This window comes from Mesorhizobium sp. LNJC391B00 (genome assembly GCF_000502535.1).
Taxonomy (GTDB): Bacteria; Pseudomonadota; Alphaproteobacteria; order Rhizobiales; family Rhizobiaceae; genus Mesorhizobium.
Genome location: NZ_AYWI01000006.1, coordinates 241,301 through 260,819, shown reverse-complemented (window position 1 = coordinate 260,819; position 19,519 = coordinate 241,301). Strand labels below are relative to the sequence as shown.

The 19,519-nt window shown below is 62.5% G+C and carries 15 protein-coding genes and 1 pseudogene; 10 read left to right on the top strand and 6 right to left on the bottom strand.

The genetic code is table 11. The annotated features are described in order from the left end of the window. Positions 1-78: 78 nt before the first annotated feature. Positions 79-972, top strand: a complete 894-nt coding sequence (locus X750_RS148445) for a hypothetical protein (RefSeq protein WP_023747751.1) — start codon at positions 79-81, stop codon at positions 970-972. Here X750_RS148445 and X750_RS148450 read toward each other — a convergent pair. After that, positions 941-1,567 carry a TetR/AcrR family transcriptional regulator gene (locus X750_RS148450; protein ID WP_023712752.1) on the bottom strand — a complete coding sequence of 209 codons (627 nt, stop codon included), beginning with the start codon at positions 1,565-1,567 and terminating at the stop codon, positions 941-943. The genes X750_RS148445 and X750_RS148450 overlap by 32 nt on opposite strands. A 170-nt stretch (positions 1,568-1,737) precedes the next feature. Here X750_RS148450 and X750_RS148455 point away from each other — a divergent pair, with 170 nt between their 5' ends. Next, entirely contained in the window at positions 1,738-2,925 is a 1,188-nt protein-coding gene (locus tag X750_RS148455) for an MFS transporter (RefSeq protein ID WP_023747750.1), read from the top strand. A gap of 79 nt (positions 2,926-3,004) precedes the next feature. Further along, positions 3,005-3,940, top strand: a complete 936-nt coding sequence (locus X750_RS148460; protein ID WP_023747749.1) for a helix-turn-helix domain-containing GNAT family N-acetyltransferase — start codon at positions 3,005-3,007, stop codon at positions 3,938-3,940. 6 nt (positions 3,941-3,946) lie between these two features. Here X750_RS148460 and X750_RS148465 read toward each other — a convergent pair whose 3' ends face one another. Then, positions 3,947-4,777: an AraC family transcriptional regulator gene (locus X750_RS148465; RefSeq protein WP_023697700.1), complete on the bottom strand. Its 831-nt coding sequence runs from the start codon at positions 4,775-4,777 to the stop codon at positions 3,947-3,949. Between the two features lie 127 nt (positions 4,778-4,904). On the opposite strand from X750_RS148465, the pseudogene X750_RS1000000167015 reads away from it, so the two are divergent. The 5 genes and pseudogenes from X750_RS1000000167015 to X750_RS0132950 all read left to right on the top strand — a co-directional run. Next, positions 4,905-5,112 (top strand): annotated as a pseudogene (locus tag X750_RS1000000167015) (iron chelate uptake ABC transporter family permease subunit); the annotation flags it as partial. A gap of 126 nt (positions 5,113-5,238) precedes the next feature. Next, complete coding sequence (locus X750_RS148470; RefSeq protein WP_023705728.1) at positions 5,239-5,709, top strand: MarR family transcriptional regulator; 471 nt, start codon at positions 5,239-5,241, stop codon at positions 5,707-5,709. After that, positions 5,706-6,923 carry an HlyD family secretion protein gene (locus tag X750_RS148475; RefSeq protein WP_023747748.1) on the top strand — a complete coding sequence of 406 codons (1,218 nt, stop codon included), beginning with the start codon at positions 5,706-5,708 and terminating at the stop codon, positions 6,921-6,923. The genes X750_RS148470 and X750_RS148475 overlap by 4 nt, the downstream gene beginning before the upstream one ends. 349 nt (positions 6,924-7,272) lie before the next feature. Further along, positions 7,273-8,808 (top strand): DHA2 family efflux MFS transporter permease subunit, encoded by a 1,536-nt coding sequence (locus X750_RS148480; protein WP_023709707.1) that lies wholly within the window; start codon positions 7,273-7,275, stop codon positions 8,806-8,808. 332 nt (positions 8,809-9,140) lie between these two features. Beyond that, the gene (locus X750_RS0132950; protein ID WP_023708516.1) at positions 9,141-11,759 is read left to right on the top strand and encodes an EAL domain-containing protein; all 2,619 of its coding nucleotides are present in this window, start codon (positions 9,141-9,143) and stop codon (positions 11,757-11,759) included. A gap of 29 nt (positions 11,760-11,788) precedes the next feature. Here X750_RS0132950 and X750_RS148485 read toward each other — a convergent pair whose 3' ends face one another. The 4 genes from X750_RS148485 to X750_RS148500 form a co-directional block, all read right to left on the bottom strand. Beyond that, positions 11,789-12,325: a CAP domain-containing protein gene (locus X750_RS148485; protein ID WP_023682979.1), complete on the bottom strand. Its 537-nt coding sequence runs from the start codon at positions 12,323-12,325 to the stop codon at positions 11,789-11,791. A 140-nt stretch (positions 12,326-12,465) separates the two neighbouring features. Then, the gene (locus X750_RS148490; RefSeq protein WP_023671530.1) at positions 12,466-13,098 is read right to left on the bottom strand and encodes a LysE family translocator; all 633 of its coding nucleotides are present in this window, start codon (positions 13,096-13,098) and stop codon (positions 12,466-12,468) included. Positions 13,099-13,257: 159 nt separating this feature from the next. After that, positions 13,258-15,231 (bottom strand): TadE/TadG family type IV pilus assembly protein, encoded by a 1,974-nt coding sequence (locus X750_RS148495; RefSeq protein WP_023724810.1) that lies wholly within the window; start codon positions 15,229-15,231, stop codon positions 13,258-13,260. Positions 15,232-15,427: 196 nt separating this feature from the next. After that, entirely contained in the window at positions 15,428-17,323 is a 1,896-nt protein-coding gene (locus X750_RS148500) for a pilus assembly protein (protein WP_023739211.1), read from the bottom strand. 335 nt (positions 17,324-17,658) lie between these two features. On the opposite strand from X750_RS148500, the gene X750_RS148505 reads away from it, so the two are divergent. Both X750_RS148505 and X750_RS148510 read left to right on the top strand, forming a co-directional pair. Continuing rightward, complete coding sequence (locus X750_RS148505; protein WP_023747747.1) at positions 17,659-18,519, top strand: TIGR01459 family HAD-type hydrolase; 861 nt, start codon at positions 17,659-17,661, stop codon at positions 18,517-18,519. A 9-nt stretch (positions 18,520-18,528) separates the two neighbouring features. Continuing rightward, a complete protein-coding gene (locus tag X750_RS148510) occupies positions 18,529-19,512 on the top strand; it encodes a bifunctional riboflavin kinase/FAD synthetase (protein WP_023747746.1) in 984 nt (327 codons plus the stop codon). The last annotated feature ends 7 nt before the right edge of the window (positions 19,513-19,519 follow it).

Below are 19,519 nucleotides of genomic sequence, written 5' to 3'. Positions count from 1 at the left end.
ACGGTTTGGGGAAAGGCTGGACATATTTCCTTCCAGGCTGTTGGTTGCCTTGCGAGTTACCTCATGCATGGAAAGGCCATGGCCCGCATTGCCGTCATAACGCATGAATTTGACCGCTTCCAGAGCCGGCGGGGCCTCCTGCTGCGCCAGGACAGCCCCTACATGCTGTTCGACGTCCTGGCGGAGCTGAAACGGCGCGGTCACTCCGTGCAGATCATGCGTGGACCCTCGGCAAGTCATAACGCCGATATTGCCGTCCTGCATGTCGACGCGACAGTGACGCCATCGGACTATGTCGACTACGCGCGCGGATTTCCGATTTGTCTCAATCTTGGTGCGACCGACATTTCCAAGCGCCGCATCAGCGGTGCGATCCTCGAGGAGGGTGCCAACTGGAGCGGCCAGGTCATCGTCAAGAGCAACCTCAATCATTGGGGGACGCCCGAGGAGCAGCTCAACCGAAAATCCGTTCGCGCCGGCAAGGCAGTGCCTTTCCCGGGCGCGCAGACCTTCGACCGTTATCAGGTGCATGCCTCGCTGGCCGATGTGGCGCCGGAGATTTTCAGGCGTGCCGACCTGATCGTGGAAAAATTCATTCCCGAAATCGAGCCCGACGGGTTTGCGGCGCGGTTCTGGATATTCTGCGGCGATCGGGAGCGCTGCACCCGCTATGTCTCGCCACAGCGCCTGGTCAAGGGCGACGACACCATCCGCCGGGAGCCGGTTGCGGTTCCCGACGAATTGCGCGCCCTGCGTCGGAAGCTGGGCTTCGACTATGGCAAATTCGACTTTGTCGTGCATGAGGGCAGGGCCGTGCTGCTCGATGCCAACAAGACCCCGGGTCGCGCCAGAAACCTGTCGAAGATCGTCGCCGCCGGCGCCGCCAACCTGGCCGACGGCTTCGAAAACCTCATCCACCAGACCGGACGGGGTCGAATCGCTAGAGAAACAGTCCCAACTGCGTATGGATGATCGACCGGTAGTCCTCGATGGTGTGGCGGCTTTCCTCCTGGTCCTGGGTCAGCGCCATGCGCACGACGCCGCCGGCCAGCTGGAAGATCAGGAAAACCATACGGCCGAACTCATTGCGTCGCTCTGGCGCGAGAAAGGGGCCGACATGGTCGCAGAACATCGTCGCCTGGTGCCGGGTTTCGGCGATGTCGAGATTCTTCAGCGCCTTGTCAGCCTGGATGGCGTTTTGCAGGTCCTGAATGGCGGGGTCGCCGGCGACGCGCTCATAGTAGTCGTCGAGCAGCCGGTCGGCCGCAGCGATAACGTCGCTCAGCCCGCCGACGTCGGCAACGATCGCGGCAAGCCGGGCGCGGCTCACTTCGGAGAATCGCTCGTAGAGCATCGCCAGGATCGCCGACTTGTTGGGGAAGTAATGATAGACGGTGGCGATCGGCCCGCCGGCCTGTGCGCCGACTTCCTTCATGGTGACGGCGTCGATGCCTTTCTCGCCGATCAGCCGCATGGTCGTCGACAGGATGGCGTCGATGCGCTCGCGGCTGCGCTCCTGTTTGGGCCTGCGCCTCGGTTCGGTCGTCATCTGCACTGCTTCGTTCATGCCGCCATCCTCTCGATCGCCCAGACCATTCGATCGCCAAGACCATCCCCAGCCTTGTTGGTGCCAAGTCCCGCTACTGATTGACAAACGAATATGATCGAGTATCAGTTTCTAAATGCTGACAGACTGTCAGTTTTTTTGCCGCCAGGCAAGGACGTTGGGAGGCGACCGTGACTTCTGCTGGTAACGCCGATGCCGGGAACGGCGACTGGCTGGTCGGCAACCCCACTGGGGCGCAACTCGCCTCGGCATTGTGGATCGGCTCGGTCGGCCTGCTCATTCTCGGGCTGCAGCCGGTGCTGCTCGGCGCACTCTATACCGAGGGGCATGTCAGCGGCGACGAACTCGCGCTGGTCGCCACGGCCGAGATGATTGCCATCGGCATCGGTTCGGCTGTGGTGGCCATGATGCTTTCCGCCCACAATATGCGCTGGAAAAGTGCCGTCCTTCTGGTCCTGCTGGCGCTGGCGAACTGGGCGACCTCCTATGCGCTGACCTCCACCTCGCTGATTGCCGCCCGCGCGGTGGCCGGCCTCGCCGAGGGCGGGCTGGTGGCGGTCGCCACGGAACTGATCGCCCGTTCGCGCCGGGCCGAGCGCATCGGCGGCTTCTTCGTCACCCTTCAGACCCTGGCGCAATGCGCCCTTGCCCTGCTGGTGGCGCTTTACGTCATCCCGGCCGCCGGATCGGCAGGCGGCTTCATCGTCCTTGCCGTCGTCTGCATCGCTTCGGTGGCGGTCGCCTTCATCGTCCCCGATAGCTATGCCGACCTGCCCAAGGAGGAACAGTTCAGCAATGTGCTGACCGTTCCTTCGCTTGCCGCTTTGCTGAGCGTCTTCTGCTACTTCATGTTCTTCGGCTCGGTCTGGGCGTTTCTCGAGCCACTTGGCGCACAATACGGCATCGATGGCCGCACCGTCGGCCTGATCGTCTCGGCCAACCTCGCATTGCAGGTGCTGGGCGCAATGACGGCTACCGTCTTCGAGGCGCGCATCGATTACCGCTTCGCGATCATGGCGATCGGCGTGGTCGCCGTCGCCAGTTCCGTGGTGCTCGCCGGCAGCCCCGGCCTGACGGTTTTCTGGGTCGCGGCCTTGATCATGGGCTTCATCCTTCTGTTCATCGTGCCCTATCAGATCCGGCTGGCGATCACCGCCGACGAGACGCGCACGGCCGTGCTTCTGGTGCCGGCGGCCCAGCTTTTCGGTCTGGCGATCGGCCCGGTCGCGGCATCGCTGCTGATCGACGGCAAGGATTTTCGCCCGGTGCCGGAATTTGCCGCCGCCAGTGCGGCGGCCAGCGTCGTGCTGCTCGGCCTGTTCGTCCTGATCGCGCGGCGCCGCCGCGCGATCGCCTGAGAAGCGACCGCGTGAGCATCTCGTACATACTTGACTAAGTCAAATAAATGGCCGATCGTTGATGGGCAGGAGGCTTCCCATGACGATCCATCATCAGCCCGGCAAGGAGCGCATCGACGCGGTGCGGGCTTTCAACCGCTTCTACACCCGCCAGATAGGTCTGCTCGACGAAGGCCTGCTGAAAAGCGCCTTCTCGCTGACCGAGGCGCGGGTGCTCTACGAACTGGCGCATCGCGATGGCCTGACCGCCAGCGATCTCATTCGCGATCTCGGCCTCGATGCCGGTTATGTCAGCCGGCTCCTGAAGAAGTTCGAGCACCTGCAGCTGATTTCGCGCGCGGCGCTGGCGTCGGATGCGCGGCAATCGTCGATCACGCTGACGCCGGCGGGGCGGCAGGCCTTCGTGCCGCTGAACCGGGCTTCGCACGACCAGGTCGCCGCCTTGCTGGCGCGGCTTCCCGCTGCCGAACAGGACCGGCTGGCCAAGGCTATGCAGACGGTGCAGCAACTCCTGGGCGACAGCCCGGAGTCCAAAGTGCCGTATGTGCTGCGCCCCTTGCAGGTCGGCGACATCGGCTGGGTCGTGCGCCGCCAAGGACAGATCTACGCACAGGAATATGGCTGGGACGAAACCTACGAGGCGCTGGTCGCCGAAATCCTCGGCGCCTTCGTAAAATCCTTCGATCCAGAATGGGAACGCAGCTGGATTGCCGAACGGCAAGGGGAGGTAGTCGGCTCGGTCTTCGTCGTGCGCAAATCCGACGCGGTGGCGAAGCTGCGCCTGCTCTATGTCGAACCATCGGCGCGCGGCCTCGGCATCGGCAAGCGGCTGGTTCAGGAGTGCATCGGCTTTGCTCGTGCCAAGGGCTACAAGACGCTGACCCTATGGACCAACGACATCCTGACCGCCGCCCGCCACATCTACGAGAGTGCCGGCTTCAGGCTGGTGGACGAAGAGCGCCATCACGCCTTCGGCAAGGATCTGGTCGGCCAGAACTGGAACCTGGAGTTGTAGCGGCGTTCAGGCCACCGGGACCCATATCTCCAGCCCGCCATTGCCGCTGCGCGGATGGAACTCCGGGCCGTAGCGCTCGAATTCGGGGCCGTCGGCTATATCGTGCCCCGAGGCCGGCAGCCATTTGTTCCAGATCGTGTTGACGGTGCGGCGGATGGTGGAGATGTGCTCGGCATGGGTGAACACGGCGTATTTCTGCGCCGGCACCCGCACCCGCGAAAGCTCCTTCGGCAGGTCCGAGAAATCCGAAACTTCGACCCCGGCGATATAGTCGAAATTGCCGGCATCGTCGCCATTGACGCAGACGCCATAGGCGACGTCGCCGGTCTCGCCCGGAATGTTGCCGATATAGGGACCGAAGCGCTGCCACTGCATCGGAATAGCCGCGCTGGTTTCGCAGCTGTAGCGCTCGCCGAGGCCGGCAATGAGGAAGGGACGGCCGGTCTCGAAGCGCGGCGGCGGCAGTGAGGCGAGGAAGGACTGGTCCATCAGGATCGGCTCCACCAGGTCGAGATTGCTGAGGCTGCCCTGCGCGCGCACCAGTTCCGGCGTCGTGCCGAACTGATCGCGGAAGGCGCGGGTGAAGGCTTCGTGCGAGGCGTAGCCGGCATCGAGCGCGACCGCGAGGATGTCGGGCGCGCCGGAAGCCAGCTTGCGCGCCGCTTCGGTCAGCCGGCGCGCGCGCATATAGCCCATCACCGAACGGCCGGTGGCGGCGCCAAAGGCGCGCGTCACATGAAAGCGCGAGACGCCGCTGCTTTGCGCGACATCTTCAAGCGAGATCGCTTCCGGCAGATGGCTCTCGACAAACCACAGCGCTTTCTCGGTCGGGTTCATAGGTCTCCTCGCATTTGGCGGCACATTTTGTCGGCTTTTGCGAGGCCAGTTTGATCGAAATTGCGCCTGTCGTAAAATCGAAGGGCGCTGGTCGACTGTGGCAGTTCACCATCGTGGAAAGCCGCTGCTGGGCGGCCTCGGCCTGGCTCGCTGGGACAATATCCGGGCGCGCTGGGTGCGGGCACCATCCTTGCCTATGCCCTGTGGAACCACCGCCGGCTCGATGCCTTCGCCGCCGGCGAAATGCCGCCGAAAGCCTAGGTGTGCCGGTGGCGAGGACGCGCAAGACGACCTTTCTTCTCACGGCGTTCTCGACGGCAATTCACGTCTCGGTCGGGAGGTCATCCGCAACCGTCATTGCCTGTGCCGTGACCGCATCTGCATGGCTGCCATCCCTCTTTTTCGGCTCTGGCGCAATGCGGCGCCTTGAATGGTAAGCACGCTTATAATATATACCGCTCATGGTTTCCGACGGCATAGATAGATTGGGCTTTTTGATCCACGACGTGCAGCGCCTTATGCGCAAGCGCTTCGAGGCGCGCGCCAGCGGTCTTGGCCTTTCCTCGGCACAATGGCGGCTTCTGGTTCGCGTCGCCAAGGAGGCCGGCGTCGCCCAGGCTCGCCTCGCCGAACTTCTCGAAATCGAGCCGATCAGCGTTTCACGCCTCGTCGACCGGATGGAGGAGGGCGGCTGGATCGAACGGCGCTCCGATGCAACTGACAGGCGCGTGCGCATGATCTTCCCGACAGCCAAGGCGAACGCGGCCTATGCCGAGGTCAAAAGCCTTGCGGGCGAAGTTTATGAGGAATCGCTGGTCGGCGTTTCGCCGGACGACCGCCGCGTCCTGATCCGGGCGCTGGACACCATCGTGCAAAACCTGGCGGACGGCGAGACGTCGTCCTTGAAGAGTACGGAAGGGGCAGCAGCATGAACGCGGCAGCCAAACTAGACGAGAATGTTACCAAGATCGAGACGCCGGCACAGCCGGCTGCCGAAGCGCCTGCACAGCCGGCTGCCGAAGCGCCTGCACAGCCGGCCGCAGCACCTGTCGCGGTGGCTCCCCCGGTTCAACCCGCTCCGGCTCCGGTCAAGAAGCGCCGCATCGGCCGCTTGCTGCTGATGGTCGCCCTGCCGGCCGCGCTGGCCATTGGTGGCGGTTATGTCTGGGTGACCGGCGGCCGCTATCAGGAAACCGAGAACGCCAATTTGCAGCAGGCCAAGGTGTCGATCGCCTCGGACACGGCCGGCCGCATCGTTCAGGTCGGCATCTCGGACAATCAGCAGGTCAAGCAGGGCGATGTGCTGTTTGCCGTCGACCCCGAGCCCTACCGGATCGCGTTAGCCCAGGCCGACGCGGCGGTCGCAGTCGCACGCGTCGGAATCGAACAGCTGCGCGCCGCCTACAGCCAGGCACTGGCGCAGGAAAAGTCCGATGCCAGCCAGGTCGACTACGCGCAGTCGCAGTATGACCGCGCCGCCGACCTTGCCCAGAAGGGCATCAACGCCAAATCGTCGCTGGACGAGGCCAAGAACGATCTCGACAAGGCCAGGCAGCAACTGGCCGTTGCCGAGCAAGGCATCGTCAGCGCCAAGGCGGCTCTCGCCGGCAATCCCGATATCGAGACCGACAAGCATCCGACGGTGATGGCCGCACTCGCCGCGCGCGACAAGGCCGCCTACGATCTGGCGCAGACCACGGTCAAGGCGCCGGCCGACGGCGTCATCAGCCAGGCCTCCTCGTTCAAGGTCGGCCAGTATGTCGGTTCCGGCACGCCGCTGTTTGCGTTGGTCGAGACCGGCGACACCTGGATCGATGCCAATTTCAAGGAAACCCAGCTTACCCACATGAAGCCTGGCCAGAAGGCCGAGATCGTCGTCGACACCTATCCGGGCAGAACTTTCGAGGCCACCGTCAAGGCGATCGGCGCCGGCACCGGCGCGGAGTTTTCGCTGCTGCCAGCTCAAAACGCCACCGGCAACTGGGTCAAGGTCACGCAGCGCATTCCGGTGCGCCTGGAGCTGACCGATGCCGACGCCAAAATGGCGCTGCGCACCGGCATGAGCGCCTCGGTTACGGTGGATACCGGCGTTGCTCGCGGGTTCCCCACTATCTTCGGCCACGCCACCGCAGGCGAAGCACAATAGACTGTGAATGGACCGTGATCTCGAAAAGCAGGATCACGGCCCGGCAGAACGCCCGCCGCAGGCGAGGTGAAGTTGAGATGACAGGATCGGTCCGACGGCAGGGTGAACGAGGGGTGGATTGGACCGGGCCGCATCGCGGCCTGCCCAGAACCTGGACCATCTCGGCGCCCATCCTTCGGACCTTGGATTTCCGGGCGGCAAGCGCCTGATGTGTCGAGACCTTCGATCGATGTAACCCCCACATCGATAGATCGCGTCCCACCGCGATGAGGGTCTCTTCACCAGAGAAGGCCTCGCCGCCCGGAAACCTAGTGTACACGTTTTTGTTACCTGTCGGAAGTTCCGCATGATGACCACACCAGAAACTTTCAAGGAAGTGCCGCATCGCGGCCTGATCACAGTGGCGCTGATGCTGGCGACGGTCATGCAGGCGCTCGACACCACGATCGCCAATGTCGCGCTGCCGACCATGACCGGCGACCTCGGCGCCTCGCCCGACAACATCAACTGGGTGTTGACCTCCTACATCGTTGCCGCCGCCATCATGACGCCGGTGACCGGCTGGCTGGCCGACCGCTTCGGCCGCAAGGAACTGTTCCTGGCGGCAGTTGTCGGCTTCACCGTGTTCTCGATGCTGTGCGGTATTGCCTGGAGCCTGGAGAGCATAGTGTTCTTCCGGCTGATGCAGGGCGTGTTCGGCGCAGCCATCGTGCCGCTGTCGCAGACCTTCCTGCTCGACATCAACCCCAGGGAACGCCACGGCCAGGCGATGGCCATCTGGGGCGCCGGCATCATGCTGGGGCCGATCCTGGGTCCGACGCTGGGCGGTTGGCTGACCGAGAATTTCAACTGGCGCTGGGTGTTCTTCATCAATTTGCCGGTCGGCATCATCGCCTTCCTCGGCATGGCAGCCTATTTGCCGGTCGTTGCCCGGCGGATCCGCAGCTTCGATTTCTTCGGTTTCGCCATGATTTCGCTCGGCGTCGGCGCGCTGCAGCTGCTGCTCGACCGCGGCGGCGAGGTCGACTGGTTTTCCTCGGTCGAAATCTGGATCGAGCTTGCTCTTTCGATCACCGGCTTCTGGGTTTTCATCATCCATACACTGACGGCGGAACGGCCTTTCATCGACCCCAAGATCTTCCTCGACCGCAATTTCGTCACCGGTCTGGCCTTCATCTTCGTCATGGGCGTGCTGATCCTGGCCTCGATGTCGCTGCTGCCGCCGATGCTGTCGACCATCTTCGGCTATCCGACCGTCACCATCGGCGTCGTCCTGGGGCCGCGCGGTGTCGGCACGATGATTTCGATGCTTGTCGTTGGGCGGCTCATGAGCAGGATCGACGCCCGGATCCTCGTCGTCATCGGCTTTCTGCTCACCGCGCAGTCGCTCTACACCATGTCCTCCTTCACGCCGCAGATGGACGATTGGCTGATCCTCAGCTCCGGCGTCATCCAGGGCCTGGGCATGGGCATGGTGTTCGTGCCGCTGTCGACGGTGGCCTTCGCCACGCTCGACGTGCGCTTCCGCACCGACGCCACGGCCCTGTTCAGCCTGGTTCGAAATCTCGGTTCGTCGATCGGCGTGTCGGTGGTGACGGTTCTCATGGTGCGCAACACGCAGGTCAATCACACCGAACTGTCGGCTTTCATCAACCCGTTCAACCCCAATTTGTGGGCGGCCTCGCCGGCGGCAGCAGGCGGCGATCCGACGGCACTTTCGCAGGTGGACCGCATGGTCAACATCCAGGCGATGATGATCTCCTACGTCAACGACTTCAAACTGCTGATGGTGATGACGCTGGTTGCCATTCCGTTTGTCTTCCTGCTGCGCAAGCCGAAGACCGCTCCGGCCGGCGCGGCCGCTCCTGCCGCGCATATGGATTGAGGCGGGCGCCGGTCGCTGGCAGCAAGCTGGTTGCCCCTGATGATTTGTTGCTCGGATGATCGTCAAAACCCGCGTGTGCAAAAAAATATCGATAATGAGCCGTTGGAAGTTGATTTGGAATGACATTTGCACCTTTGGTATCTGGTTGCTGACGCATCCAATTCCGTTACAGTTCATCTTGAATTAGCACATCTGTAACATTGTCAGTCGACTTTCGTCTGGCGCGACAGAGGCCCTTTCTTGTTTCAGGTGCCAAACCGGAGGAGGTCTGTTTGGTCACGAAGTCATCCAGAAGATCCGTCGGGGCGCGCGGGCCGGTGGGCGTAGCCGCATTGGCAAGACTGGCTGATGTCTCCTACGATACGCTCGAGGGAGAACTTCGCACGACCATTGCGGGTCTCGAAGGGCAGACCCTGCGCTTCGAGACTGCGATCGAGAATATTTCGCAAGGCATCTGCTTTTTCGATGCCGATGAACGGCTGATCTTGAGCAACCGGCGCTATGCGGAAATCTACCGCATTGCGCCCGAGGAATTGCGGCCTGGCGTGACACTGAGCGAAATAGTGGAACGCCGCGTCACCGCCGGCACGGCGGCGACGGCCGCCGACACCTATCTCGCAACGGCTCGCTCGATCAATTCGGGCAAGGCTTCGCGGCTCTGGACCGCCAAACTTGTCGATGGTCGCACAATCCAGATCCGTAACCAGCCCATGCCCGATGGCAGTTGGATCGCCACGCATGAGGACATCACTGAACTCCTCGCCAATCGGCAGATCGTCGACGAGCGCATTTCGCTGCAGGCGCTGATCGACTGGGTGCCCGATTATCTCTGGGTCAAGGATACGCAAAGCCGTTTCGTCGTGGTCAACAGCGCCCTTGCGACCGATAGCGGCCGCAACAAGACCAGCGACATGATCGGATTGACCGATTTTGATCTCCACCCCCCGGAAGTTGCGCGGAAATTTCGCCTGGTCGAGCAGCGCCTGCTCAAGAGCGGACAACCAGTGATCGACGCGGAAGAGTTTGTCGTCGATGCGTCGGGGAACGGCAAATGGCTTTCGTCGACGAAGGTGCCGTTGCGCAATCGCCAAAATGAAATCTTCGGCCTGGTTGGCACTGCCCACGACATCACCGCCCGCAAGCAGGCGGATGTCCTTCGCAGCGGGCAGGCGCAGATCCTCGAAATGATTGCCACGAGCGCGCCGCTGGAGGACGTGCTCGACCGCCTCATGCGCTTCGTCGAGGCTCAGTTGAAGGGGATATTCGGTTCCGTCCTGCTGCTCGACAAGGACGGCATTCATTTGCGTCACGGTGCGGCGCCGGGCCTGGCGAAAGCCTATACGAGCGCCATCGATGGGGCGGCCATCGGTCCCAAGGTGGGATCCTGCGGAACCGCCATCTACCGGCGGGAACCGGTCATTGTTACCGATATTCTGCAGGATCCGCTTTGGGACAATTACCGCGAACTGGCGGCACCCCATGGCTATCGTTCGTGCTGGTCAACCCCGATCCTGTCGCATCGGGGCGTCGTGTTGGGCGCCTTTGCCATGTATTCGATGACCGTGCGCGAACCCACCCATGCCGAGACCCGCCTGATCGAATTCACCACACACATTGCCGGCATCGCGATCGAGCGCAAATTGGCGGAAGACCAGATCCACTTCATGGCCAACCATGATGCGCTGACCGGCCTGCCCAATCGCGCTTTGCTGGAGGATCGGCTTTCCCAGGCGGTCCTCTACGCGCAGCGATACAATCGCTGGATGACGGTGGTGTTCATCGATCTCGACAATTTCAAACTGGTGAACGATACGTTTGGCCACAATGCCGGCGACGAACTCCTCAAGACCGTCGCCAGCCGTTTGGTTGGATGCGTGAAGGCCACCGACACCGTCGTGCGGCTTGGCGGCGACGAATTTGTCATCGTCCTGTTCGACCAAACCACCAATGTCGATGTGGTGTCGGAAACCCTGCAGACGATCAGGGATGCGATCGCGGAACCGGTTCTTGTCGGAGAGCATCGGCTGAGAACGACGGCCAGCATCGGCATCGCAAATTACCCGAAGGACGGGACCAGCCCGGATACGCTGTTGGCCAATGCCGACGCCGCCATGTATCGCGCCAAGGAATTCGGCCGCGACAATTTCCAGTTCTATGCCCCGGAGTTCAACTCAACGGCACATGAAAAATTCCTGCTTCAGGAGGAATTGCGAAACGCGCTCGCCCGGTCGGAATTCGCTCTGCACTATCAGCCACAGGTGGATCTGCGATCGGGGCAGGTTTTCGCCGTCGAAGCGCTGGTGCGCTGGAACCACCCGACGCGAGGCCTGGTTTCGCCGGCGATGTTCATCCCGACCGCCGAGGAGACCGGGCTGATCGTGCCGCTCGGCGACTGGATCCTGCACGAAGCCTGCCGGCAGAACAAAGCCTGGCAGCGCGCCGGTCTGTCGCCCATAACCGTCTGCGTCAACGTGTCGGCGCGGCAGTTCCGGGAGAAGAACCTGATCGACCGCGTCGTCAACGCATTGAAGGAAAGCGGCCTGGAGGCGAGGTATCTCGAGCTCGAAGTGACGGAAAGCCTGATCATGCAGGATTTCGAGCTGGCGGTCGCAACGATGAACGGACTGCAAAAGCTCGACGTGCAGATATCGATCGACGATTTCGGAACAGGCTATTCCAGTCTCAGCGCCCTCAAGACGTTTCCGGTGGCGCGGCTGAAGATCGACAAGTCCTTCATCAACGATCTCGCGACCGACGAGAACGATCAAGCGGTCACTGGCGCCGTGATTTCCCTGGGGCAGAAGTTGAACCTTCGGGTGCTGGCCGAAGGTGTCGAAACGGAAGACCAGGTCGCCTTCCTGCGCAAGAACAATTGTGACGAGGTGCAGGGCAATTATTTCAGCAAACCCCTGTCGGCTGGGGATATCGGCGAGCTGATCGCGAAAGGCTGACGGCTGGCTCGCGCCGTAACCGCTGGCTGCTATTTTCCGAGCACCAGGCTCCAGTAGCGGATGGCGCTGTCGCGTCCGTCGCGTACATAGGCGAGGCCGAAGCGGCTGAAATCCGGATCGAGCATGTTGCGGCGGTGGCCAGCCGAATGCATCCAGATGTCGAACAGTTTCTGCTGGTCGAAGCGGCCCTCGGCGATGTTCTCGGCGGCGGCGCCCCGCACCCCATTGTCCTTCATCCGCGACGCGAAATCCTTTCCCCAGCCCGTCGTGTGGCTCATGCGTTCGCGTGAGGCCATATAGCCGGCCTGCTGCCGAGCGGCCTGCTCGAGCTGGGCGTCCGGCACCAGCGCCGGCAGTCCGGCCGAAGCTCGGATGCCGGCCAGCGTCGCGGTGGCCGAGGACGACACACCGGCGCCTTCGCCGGTCGGCACCGAGACCGTACTGCAAGCAGCGAGGCCGGCCATGGCTGCAAGGCCGATCAGCAGCAGGCGCCTGTTTGGTTTTGGACTTGCTGCGCCAGAGCGGGTTTGCGCGAGCGGATGATTGGTGGTGCAGATCATTGTCATGCCTGCCTGACTTAGCCGCGATCATGGCTTTTGCCGGGCAGGGCTGCGAAAATCTCAATCGCTGGCCTCCGTGCAGGTTCGGCCGGCCGATTCGAATGGGAAGGTCGGCGGCCGATGTAGTCTCGGCGCGCTGCGTCCGATCAGCGTTGCGCGTCGGTCGCCATTTTAAGCGCCAGCGCGGCGAGCACCGTGCCCATCATCCAGCGCTGGATGACCATCCATAGCGGCCGTCCGGCAAGGAAGGTGGCGATCGAACCGGCCGTTACCGCGATGATGGCATTGGCGGTCAGGCTGATCGAGATCTGCGTGGCGCCGAGCACCAGAAGCTGCGACAGCACATGGCCGTTGCCCAGCGAGATGAACTGCGGCAGCAGCGACAGATAAAGCACCGCCACCTTGGGATTGAGGAGATTGGTCATCAGGCCCATCGCGAACAGCTTGCGCGGCCTGTCCTTCGGCAGTTCGCGCACCTGGAATGGTGAGCGCCCGCCGGGCCGCACCGCTTGCCAGGCGAGCCATAGCAGATAGAGCGCGCCGGCAATGCGCAGTGCGTCATAGGCAAACGGCACGGCAAGCAGCAGCGCGGTGATGCCCAGCGCTGCCGATACGACATAGAACAGAAAGCCGGCCGCCACGCCGCCGAGCGAGATCAGCCCGGCCTTCGGGCCTTGCGACAGCGAGCGCGAGATCAGGTAGATCATGTTCGGCCCGGGCGTCAGCACCATGCCCAGGCAGACCAGCGCGAAGGCGAGATGGTTGGCGGTTTCGGGCACTGGCAATCTCCGGGAAGCGGTGACGATACCCACCACGCGTTTTGACCTCACCGCAAGAGCATGATGGCCGGAGCCTTTGCGCCAGCGTCGAAAATTGGCGAAAGCGGCGAAGCCGCCAATTTCCCCCGCAAGGTGGGGGAAGATCAGCAGCTTCAACCCTCAGCTCACCACGCGCAGGTTCGAGAGCTCGTTGGCGATTTCCTTGAAATTGTCGGACAGCGTGGCGCCGGTCGCGTTCCAGAACAGTTTTGCAGGCTTGCTCGGGTCGGCCGGATCCTTGCGGAAGCGCGAGTCCGACGAGCACACCTTCAGTGCCTCCATCGCGCTCTTGTCGCCGGCGTCGGTCGTCGACATATCGAGCGCCACCGTCATCACCATGATGTTGGCCGCCTTGGCGTTGTTGCACAGCGTCGCCATCTGCTCGTTGAGGGCGGCGGTGTAGTTGCTCGACGAATAGTTGAGCTGGCCGATGGCGCTCGACGTGCCGCCGAACAGGCGGGTGACCGCAGTGCCGTTGTAGCCGACGCCGGTATAGCCATAGGCGGCATAGGTCGACTTGTTGCCGGCGGGATCGCTGCTGGGCACCGCGTAGGTGTTCTCGCCGTCGGTGAGCACGATGACCACCTTGTCGTTGCCGCGCTCCGTCTCAGGACGTCCTCCTGTGAAAGGCTCCGTGCTGGAGACGGTGCGCCAGCCCCAGGCCATGCCCTCCGGCACATTGGTGAAGCCGTTCGGCGCCATCAGGTCGATCGCAGCCTTGATCTTGGTCAGCCCGGCGGTGTTGGAGACGTCGGTCAGCGGCGTGATCGGTGTCGTCGTGCAGCTGTAGTTAGGACCGGCACCGGCCGACAGCACCGGAGCATTGATCGGCCGCGGCTGGAAATACTTGGCCATGTTGGACTGCCTGGTCTTGCCGGAGGTGCTCGCCGGATCGTCGTTCCACCAGCTGTTGGCCGCGCCATAGGTCTTGGGGGCCACCTCGTCGGGGTCCTGCGTTATGTACCAATGATTGCCCGGCTCGTCTGGCGCGAACATCGGCACGAACATGGTCGCGGGATCGCCGACGCCGGTGCCGGTGTTGTTCGGTCCGCCGGAGGCCGGCGCGTCGGTGACATTATAGGGGTAGGGACGGACCTCGACGCAGCCCTGCCAGCTGGCGAACGGTCCGTATGTGTCGTTGTAGTCGTATTCGTTGTGGCTGTCCGAGCATGTATGATTGGCACGATATTTGTCGCAGACCACGCGTTTGCTGCCGACGATGCGCTCGTGGCTGGTGACCACCTTCATGTCGCGGTAGAGCGAGAAGCGGGTCAGCATCTGCCCCTCCTGCTCACCCCAGCCAGTGCCTTTCTTGTACCAGATGCCGCCGATCTTCTGGGCATATTTGTCGGCTGCGTTAAGCGTGGACCAGGCGAAATTCTCATTGTGGATGGGCGACAGCCCGTAGGCGTCGATCCACGACGCGTTGTCGTTGCTGGCGCCGACATTGACCGAGGCGGCGAACGGCACAAGGCTGAACTGGACCGGCTTGTCGATCTGCTTGATCATCGCGGCCTGCAAGGCAAGCGTGTCGACGAGCTGCTTGGCGGCTTGCTTGAGAAGGTCGATGCGCTTTTGTCCGGCACCCGTGCCCGTGTTCGACATCGACCCCGAATTGTCGAGCACCATGGCCACTTCCAGCGTGTTCTTCAGCCGGACTTGCGAACACACGGAGTAGGTGACGTTTTCCGACGTCCTGCCGATCAGCATCGCCGCTGCCGGCAGGAAATAGGGCTTGTAGACCAGGCTGGCGCACAGCTTGACGATGCCGCCGCCGGTCGTGCTGCTGGGCAGCGTAACGCTGAGCGTCGTGTCGGCGGGATCGACGTCGTTGAGGTTTGCCTTGAAGAAGTCGAGCGCATAGGCCCGCAACTGGTCGTCGGTGGCGCCTTCCACCAGCCGGCGCGCGGTGGCGAAGTTGGCGGCGTCGAGTGCGTTGACCACCCTCTGCTTCTCGCTGACCACGCCGGTGTAGTCGACAGCCATTGCCACGCCGCCCATCAGTGGCACCATCGCCACAACGGTCATCAGAGCGTAATTGCCGCGGCGGTCACGCCAGAAGTCACGCCGGAATGTGCGCCAGAGTTCACGCATGTGATGTAAGCGGCCCCGCCTGCGGATTCTTCAATGCCGCCACAGTTTCACAAAACGTTGAAGGACGGGTTTGGGAAACTGCTCGATTGCGCGGATAGCGCTTCACCAGGCGCTAACCAAATGCACGGACACGTGAGCAACGCCGCAACAAAACGCCCCGCCGAGGCGGAGCGCCTTGTTCGAAAGATCGCGCCGATCAGCTGACGATGCGCAGGTTCGACAGTTCGTCGGCGATTTCCTTGAAACTTTGCGACAAGGTGGCGCCGGTCGCGTTCCAGTACAGCTTCGCCGGTTTGCTCGGGTCGGTCGGATCCTTGCGGAAGCGCGAATCCGAGGAGCATTTCTTGAGCGCGTCTATGGCAGTCTTTTCCGCCGGCTTGGTGGTAACCAGGTCAAGCGAGACCGTCATCAAGAGAATGTTCGAATTCTTCGCATTGGTGCAAAGCGTTTGCATCTGCTGGTCAAGCGCGGTTGTGTAGTTGGCCGCCGTATAAGTTGTCTTGGGGACGGTCGTGTTGACGAAAAGGCGGGTCGCGGTTTCCCCCGTTTTCGGGCCGGTATAACCATAGGCGGCGTAGGTCGATCCGTCCTTAGCATAGCTGCTGGTCATGTCGTTTGTGGGGCCGATGCTGTAGGTGTTGGCGCCGTCGGTCAGCACGATGACGACTTTGTCGTTGCCCCTTTCAGTGTTCGGCCGGCCTTCTGTGAATGGCTCGTTGCTCGACACCGTCCGCCAGCCCCAGGCCAGCCCTTCCGGCACGTTGGTGTTGCCCGTCGGGGCCATGGCATTGATGGCATCCGTCAGGATTTTCTTGCCGTCGGTGGTGGTTATGTCCTGCAACGGCGTGATCGCGGCGGTCGTGCATGCCGAATTGGGCCCATCATCGGCCGCAGTACTCGATGCGTCCCAGGGCTTTGTCAGAAAATACTTTCGCATATCCGCCTGGCGTTTGGTGACAGTCAGCGTGTCGGAATAATCGATCCACCAATTGTTGGCGTAACCCCAGGTCGATGTGCTGGTGCGAGTGGTGTCGGTCCAGAAATTGCCAGCTTCGTCCGGCGCGAACATCGGCACGAACATGGTGGCGGGCGTGCCAGTGGTCGGCGACGTGTCGTCGTCGTTATAGGGATACGGCCTCGCCTCCACGCAGCCCTTCCAGGCTTCGTATTGGGCGGTCACAGAGGTCTTGCAACTGCCGTTCGAGTTCTTTTTCGTACAGGTCGTGGCCTTCATGTCGTTTGCAAAGAGACTGAACCGCGTCGCCGTGGTATTTTGGCCGTATTGCCCGGTGCCCCAGCCACTGCCGCGCTTCCAGTAAGCACTGCCGACCTTTTCAATGTATTTATTCGAGTCATAACCAGACGACGCGTTCTTGTACATGAACTGCCAATCAAAGTTCTCGTGATGGATTGGCGAAATGCCGGTCGTATCCATCCAGGTTGCGTCCTTGTTGGCTGGGCCAACATTGACCGAGGCGGAAAACGGGACCAGCGAGAACTGCACCGGCCTGGTGACCTGCCTCATTTGTGCGGCCTGGAGCGCCATCGTATTGACAAGCTCGGTAGCGGCCTTCTTGAGCAAATCTATTCGCGGCTGGCCGGTGCCGGAGCCGTTGATGCTCATGGAGCCGGAATTGTCGAGCACGAGAGACACTTCCAGCGTGTTCTTGAGGCGGATCTCGGAGCACGCGGAGGTTTTGGCATCGGTGGACGTTCTTCCGATCAGCATGGCCGCCACCGGCAGGAAATAGGGGTGGAACGTCAAACTGGCGCACAGCTTCAGCGTGCCGCCACCTGCGTTGTTGTTGGGCAGCGTCACCGTCAGGGCCGTATTGGCCGAGCTGACCTTTCCGAGATTGGCTTCGAAGAAATCCTTCGCATAGGCCTTGACTGCCGTGTCGGTCGCCCCGGTGACGATCTGCTGTGCCGTGGCAATCCCGGCGGCATCCAGCGCGTTCAGCATGTTCTGCTTCTGGCGCAGGAGATCGGTGTAGTCGATTGCAAGCGCCAGCGCGCCCATCAAGGGCACCATGGTGATCACTGTCATCAAGGCATAGTTGCCGCGTCTGTCGTTCAGAAATCTGCGGATCATGCCTTCAGCACCCCTGCCAGGACCCCAATATCGGTCCGAAGATGCCCACAAAATCGTTAAATTTCAGGTTGCTGAAATACATTCAACATCGGCCCATCTTTTCAAGGCTCGTTAACCACTCGGCCCTGGTGATCAGCGGTGCGACATTGTTTCGATCGACCGAAGCTCGGAGAAGGGTGGTTCCTGCCTGTGCAACCTTCGATCAGCCCGTTGCGCAACAGCCTCGCAAGTGCCGAAAAGCTGGTGACAGGATGAAACGCTTCGGTTAATGCGGGGCCGGTTGCGGCGGACCGTCGCTGCAGCTCTCGCAATGATCGTCACAGCAGGAAAACGGCATGGCGGATTCGCCTGAGATCATCGGCTCGCTCGCGGATTTGTCGGGCGCCTACTCGGCCATCCTGTGCGATGTCTGGGGGGTGATCCACAATGGCGAATGGCATTTTCCGGCGGCTGCCGAAGCGCTCGCCGCCGCGCGTGCGGCGAAGGTCCCGGTCGTCCTGATCACCAATTCGCCGCGCCGCAATGCCGATGTGGTGGCGCAGATGAATGCGATCGGCGTTCCCGCTGCCGCCTACGATCGCGTGGTCACCTCGGGCGATGTGACCCGAGACCTTATCGCCGAAGGCCCGCGAACAGTCTTCCATATCGGCGCCGACCGCGACTTCACCCTCTATGACGGTCTCGACGTCGAGCTCGTCGAGGAGTTCGAGGCTTCCGGCGTGGTCTGCACCGGGCTGTTCGACGACGAGGTGGAAACGCCTGAGGATTACGCCGATCTGCTGCGCCGACTGCGCGCCAGGAACTTGCCTTTCATCTGCGCCAATCCCGACATCGTGGTCGAACGCGGCGAGCGCATGATCTGGTGCGCCGGCGCCTTGGCGCGCGACTATGCCCAGCTTGGCGGCCGCACGCTGATCGCCGGAAAACCCTATGCGCCGGTCTATGACGTGGCGCTGCGGGAGGTTGCCGTGCTTCTCGGCCGCGACGTCGAGCGCTCCGAGGTGCTGGCCATCGGCGACGGCATGATGACCGACGTCAAGGGCGCCGCCGACAACGGCATCGACGTGCTTTACGTGTCGGGCGGCATTCACGCGCGCGACTACGGCGATGCCATGCAGCCGGACCCTGCCAGGCTTGCAGCCTTTCTGCAAATGCACGGCTACCGGCCGGTCGCCGTCATTCCGAGACTGCGGTAGGGTTGCTGCATGAGCGCAGCTTTCGAACACATTTCAGCATCCGCGCCGCTGCCGCCGCATTTGCGCGGCGGCGTGGTGGCGATCGGCAATTTCGACGGCGTCCATCGCGGCCACCAGGCGGTGCTCGATCGCGCGCTTGCCGAAGCCGGGCGGCGCGGCGTGCCGGCGCTAGTGCTGAGCTTCGAGCCGCATCCGCGCAAGGTGTTCAGGCCCGATATGCCGCTGTTCGTTTTGACGCCGCCGCCGATGAAGGCGCGGCTGCTGTCGCATCTGGGCTTTGCCGCACTCGTCGAACAGCCGTTCACGCGCGCCTTTGCCGGCCTGTCGGCCGAGGCTTTCGTGACCGATGTGCTGGAGACGAACCTCGGCATCACCCATGCCGTCACCGGCTTCGATTTTCACTTCGGCAAGGACCGGCAGGGCGGTCCTGCGTTTCTGATGGCGGCAGGCGAGCGCCATGGTTTCGGCGTCACCCTGGTCGACGCCTTTCGCGACGAGGGCGCCGAGGTGGTGTCGTCGAGCCGTATCCGCGAGCTGCTCTGCGAGGGAGAGGTCGCCGAGGCCGCAGGCCTGCTCGGCTACCGCTTCACCGTCGAAAGCGAAGTGATCGGCGGCCAGCAGCTCGGCCGCACGCTCGGCTTCCCGACAGCCAACATGAGGCTTTCGCCGGAAACAACTCTGAAGGAAGGGATTTATGCCGTCCGCTTTCGCCGCGCCGACGGCACGCTGCATGATGGTGTCGCCAGCTTCGGGCGTCGCCCGACTGTCGACGACAATGGCGCGCCGCTGCTCGAAACCTTCGTCTTCGACTTTGCCGGCGATCTCTATGGCGAGATCTGCGACGTATCGTTCTTCGGCTTTTTGCGTCCCGAGGTGAAGTTCGATGGGCTCGATGGGCTGATGGCACAAATGAAGCGCGACGAGGCGGAGGCGCGCGCGCTGCTGGCCGGCGTCAGGCCGCTTTCGGATCTGGACGGCGCCATCGCTTTTTGAGCCTTCC

What these genes read in the sequence shown, in the direction of transcription:
- X750_RS148475 (WP_023747748.1), top strand. Translation starts at nt 5,706, where the DNA reads ATGAACGCGGCAGCCAAACTAGACGAGAATGTTACCAAGATCGAGACG.
- X750_RS148450 (WP_023712752.1), bottom strand. Translation starts at nt 1,567, where the DNA reads ATGAACGAAGCAGTGCAGATGACGACCGAACCGAGGCGCAGGCCCAAA.
- X750_RS148460 (WP_023747749.1), top strand. Translation starts at nt 3,005, where the DNA reads ATGACGATCCATCATCAGCCCGGCAAGGAGCGCATCGACGCGGTGCGG.
- X750_RS148470 (WP_023705728.1), top strand. Translation starts at nt 5,239, where the DNA reads ATGGTTTCCGACGGCATAGATAGATTGGGCTTTTTGATCCACGACGTG.
- X750_RS148505 (WP_023747747.1), top strand. Translation starts at nt 17,659, where the DNA reads ATGGCGGATTCGCCTGAGATCATCGGCTCGCTCGCGGATTTGTCGGGC.
- X750_RS148445 (WP_023747751.1), top strand. Translation starts at nt 79, where the DNA reads ATGGCCCGCATTGCCGTCATAACGCATGAATTTGACCGCTTCCAGAGC.
- X750_RS148480 (WP_023709707.1), top strand. Translation starts at nt 7,273, where the DNA reads ATGACCACACCAGAAACTTTCAAGGAAGTGCCGCATCGCGGCCTGATC.
- X750_RS148465 (WP_023697700.1), bottom strand. Translation starts at nt 4,777, where the DNA reads ATGAACCCGACCGAGAAAGCGCTGTGGTTTGTCGAGAGCCATCTGCCG.
- X750_RS148500 (WP_023739211.1), bottom strand. Translation starts at nt 17,323, where the DNA reads ATGATCCGCAGATTTCTGAACGACAGACGCGGCAACTATGCCTTGATG.
- X750_RS148485 (WP_023682979.1), bottom strand. Translation starts at nt 12,325, where the DNA reads ATGACAATGATCTGCACCACCAATCATCCGCTCGCGCAAACCCGCTCT.
- X750_RS148510 (WP_023747746.1), top strand. Translation starts at nt 18,529, where the DNA reads ATGAGCGCAGCTTTCGAACACATTTCAGCATCCGCGCCGCTGCCGCCG.
- X750_RS148495 (WP_023724810.1), bottom strand. Translation starts at nt 15,231, where the DNA reads ATGCGTGAACTCTGGCGCACATTCCGGCGTGACTTCTGGCGTGACCGC.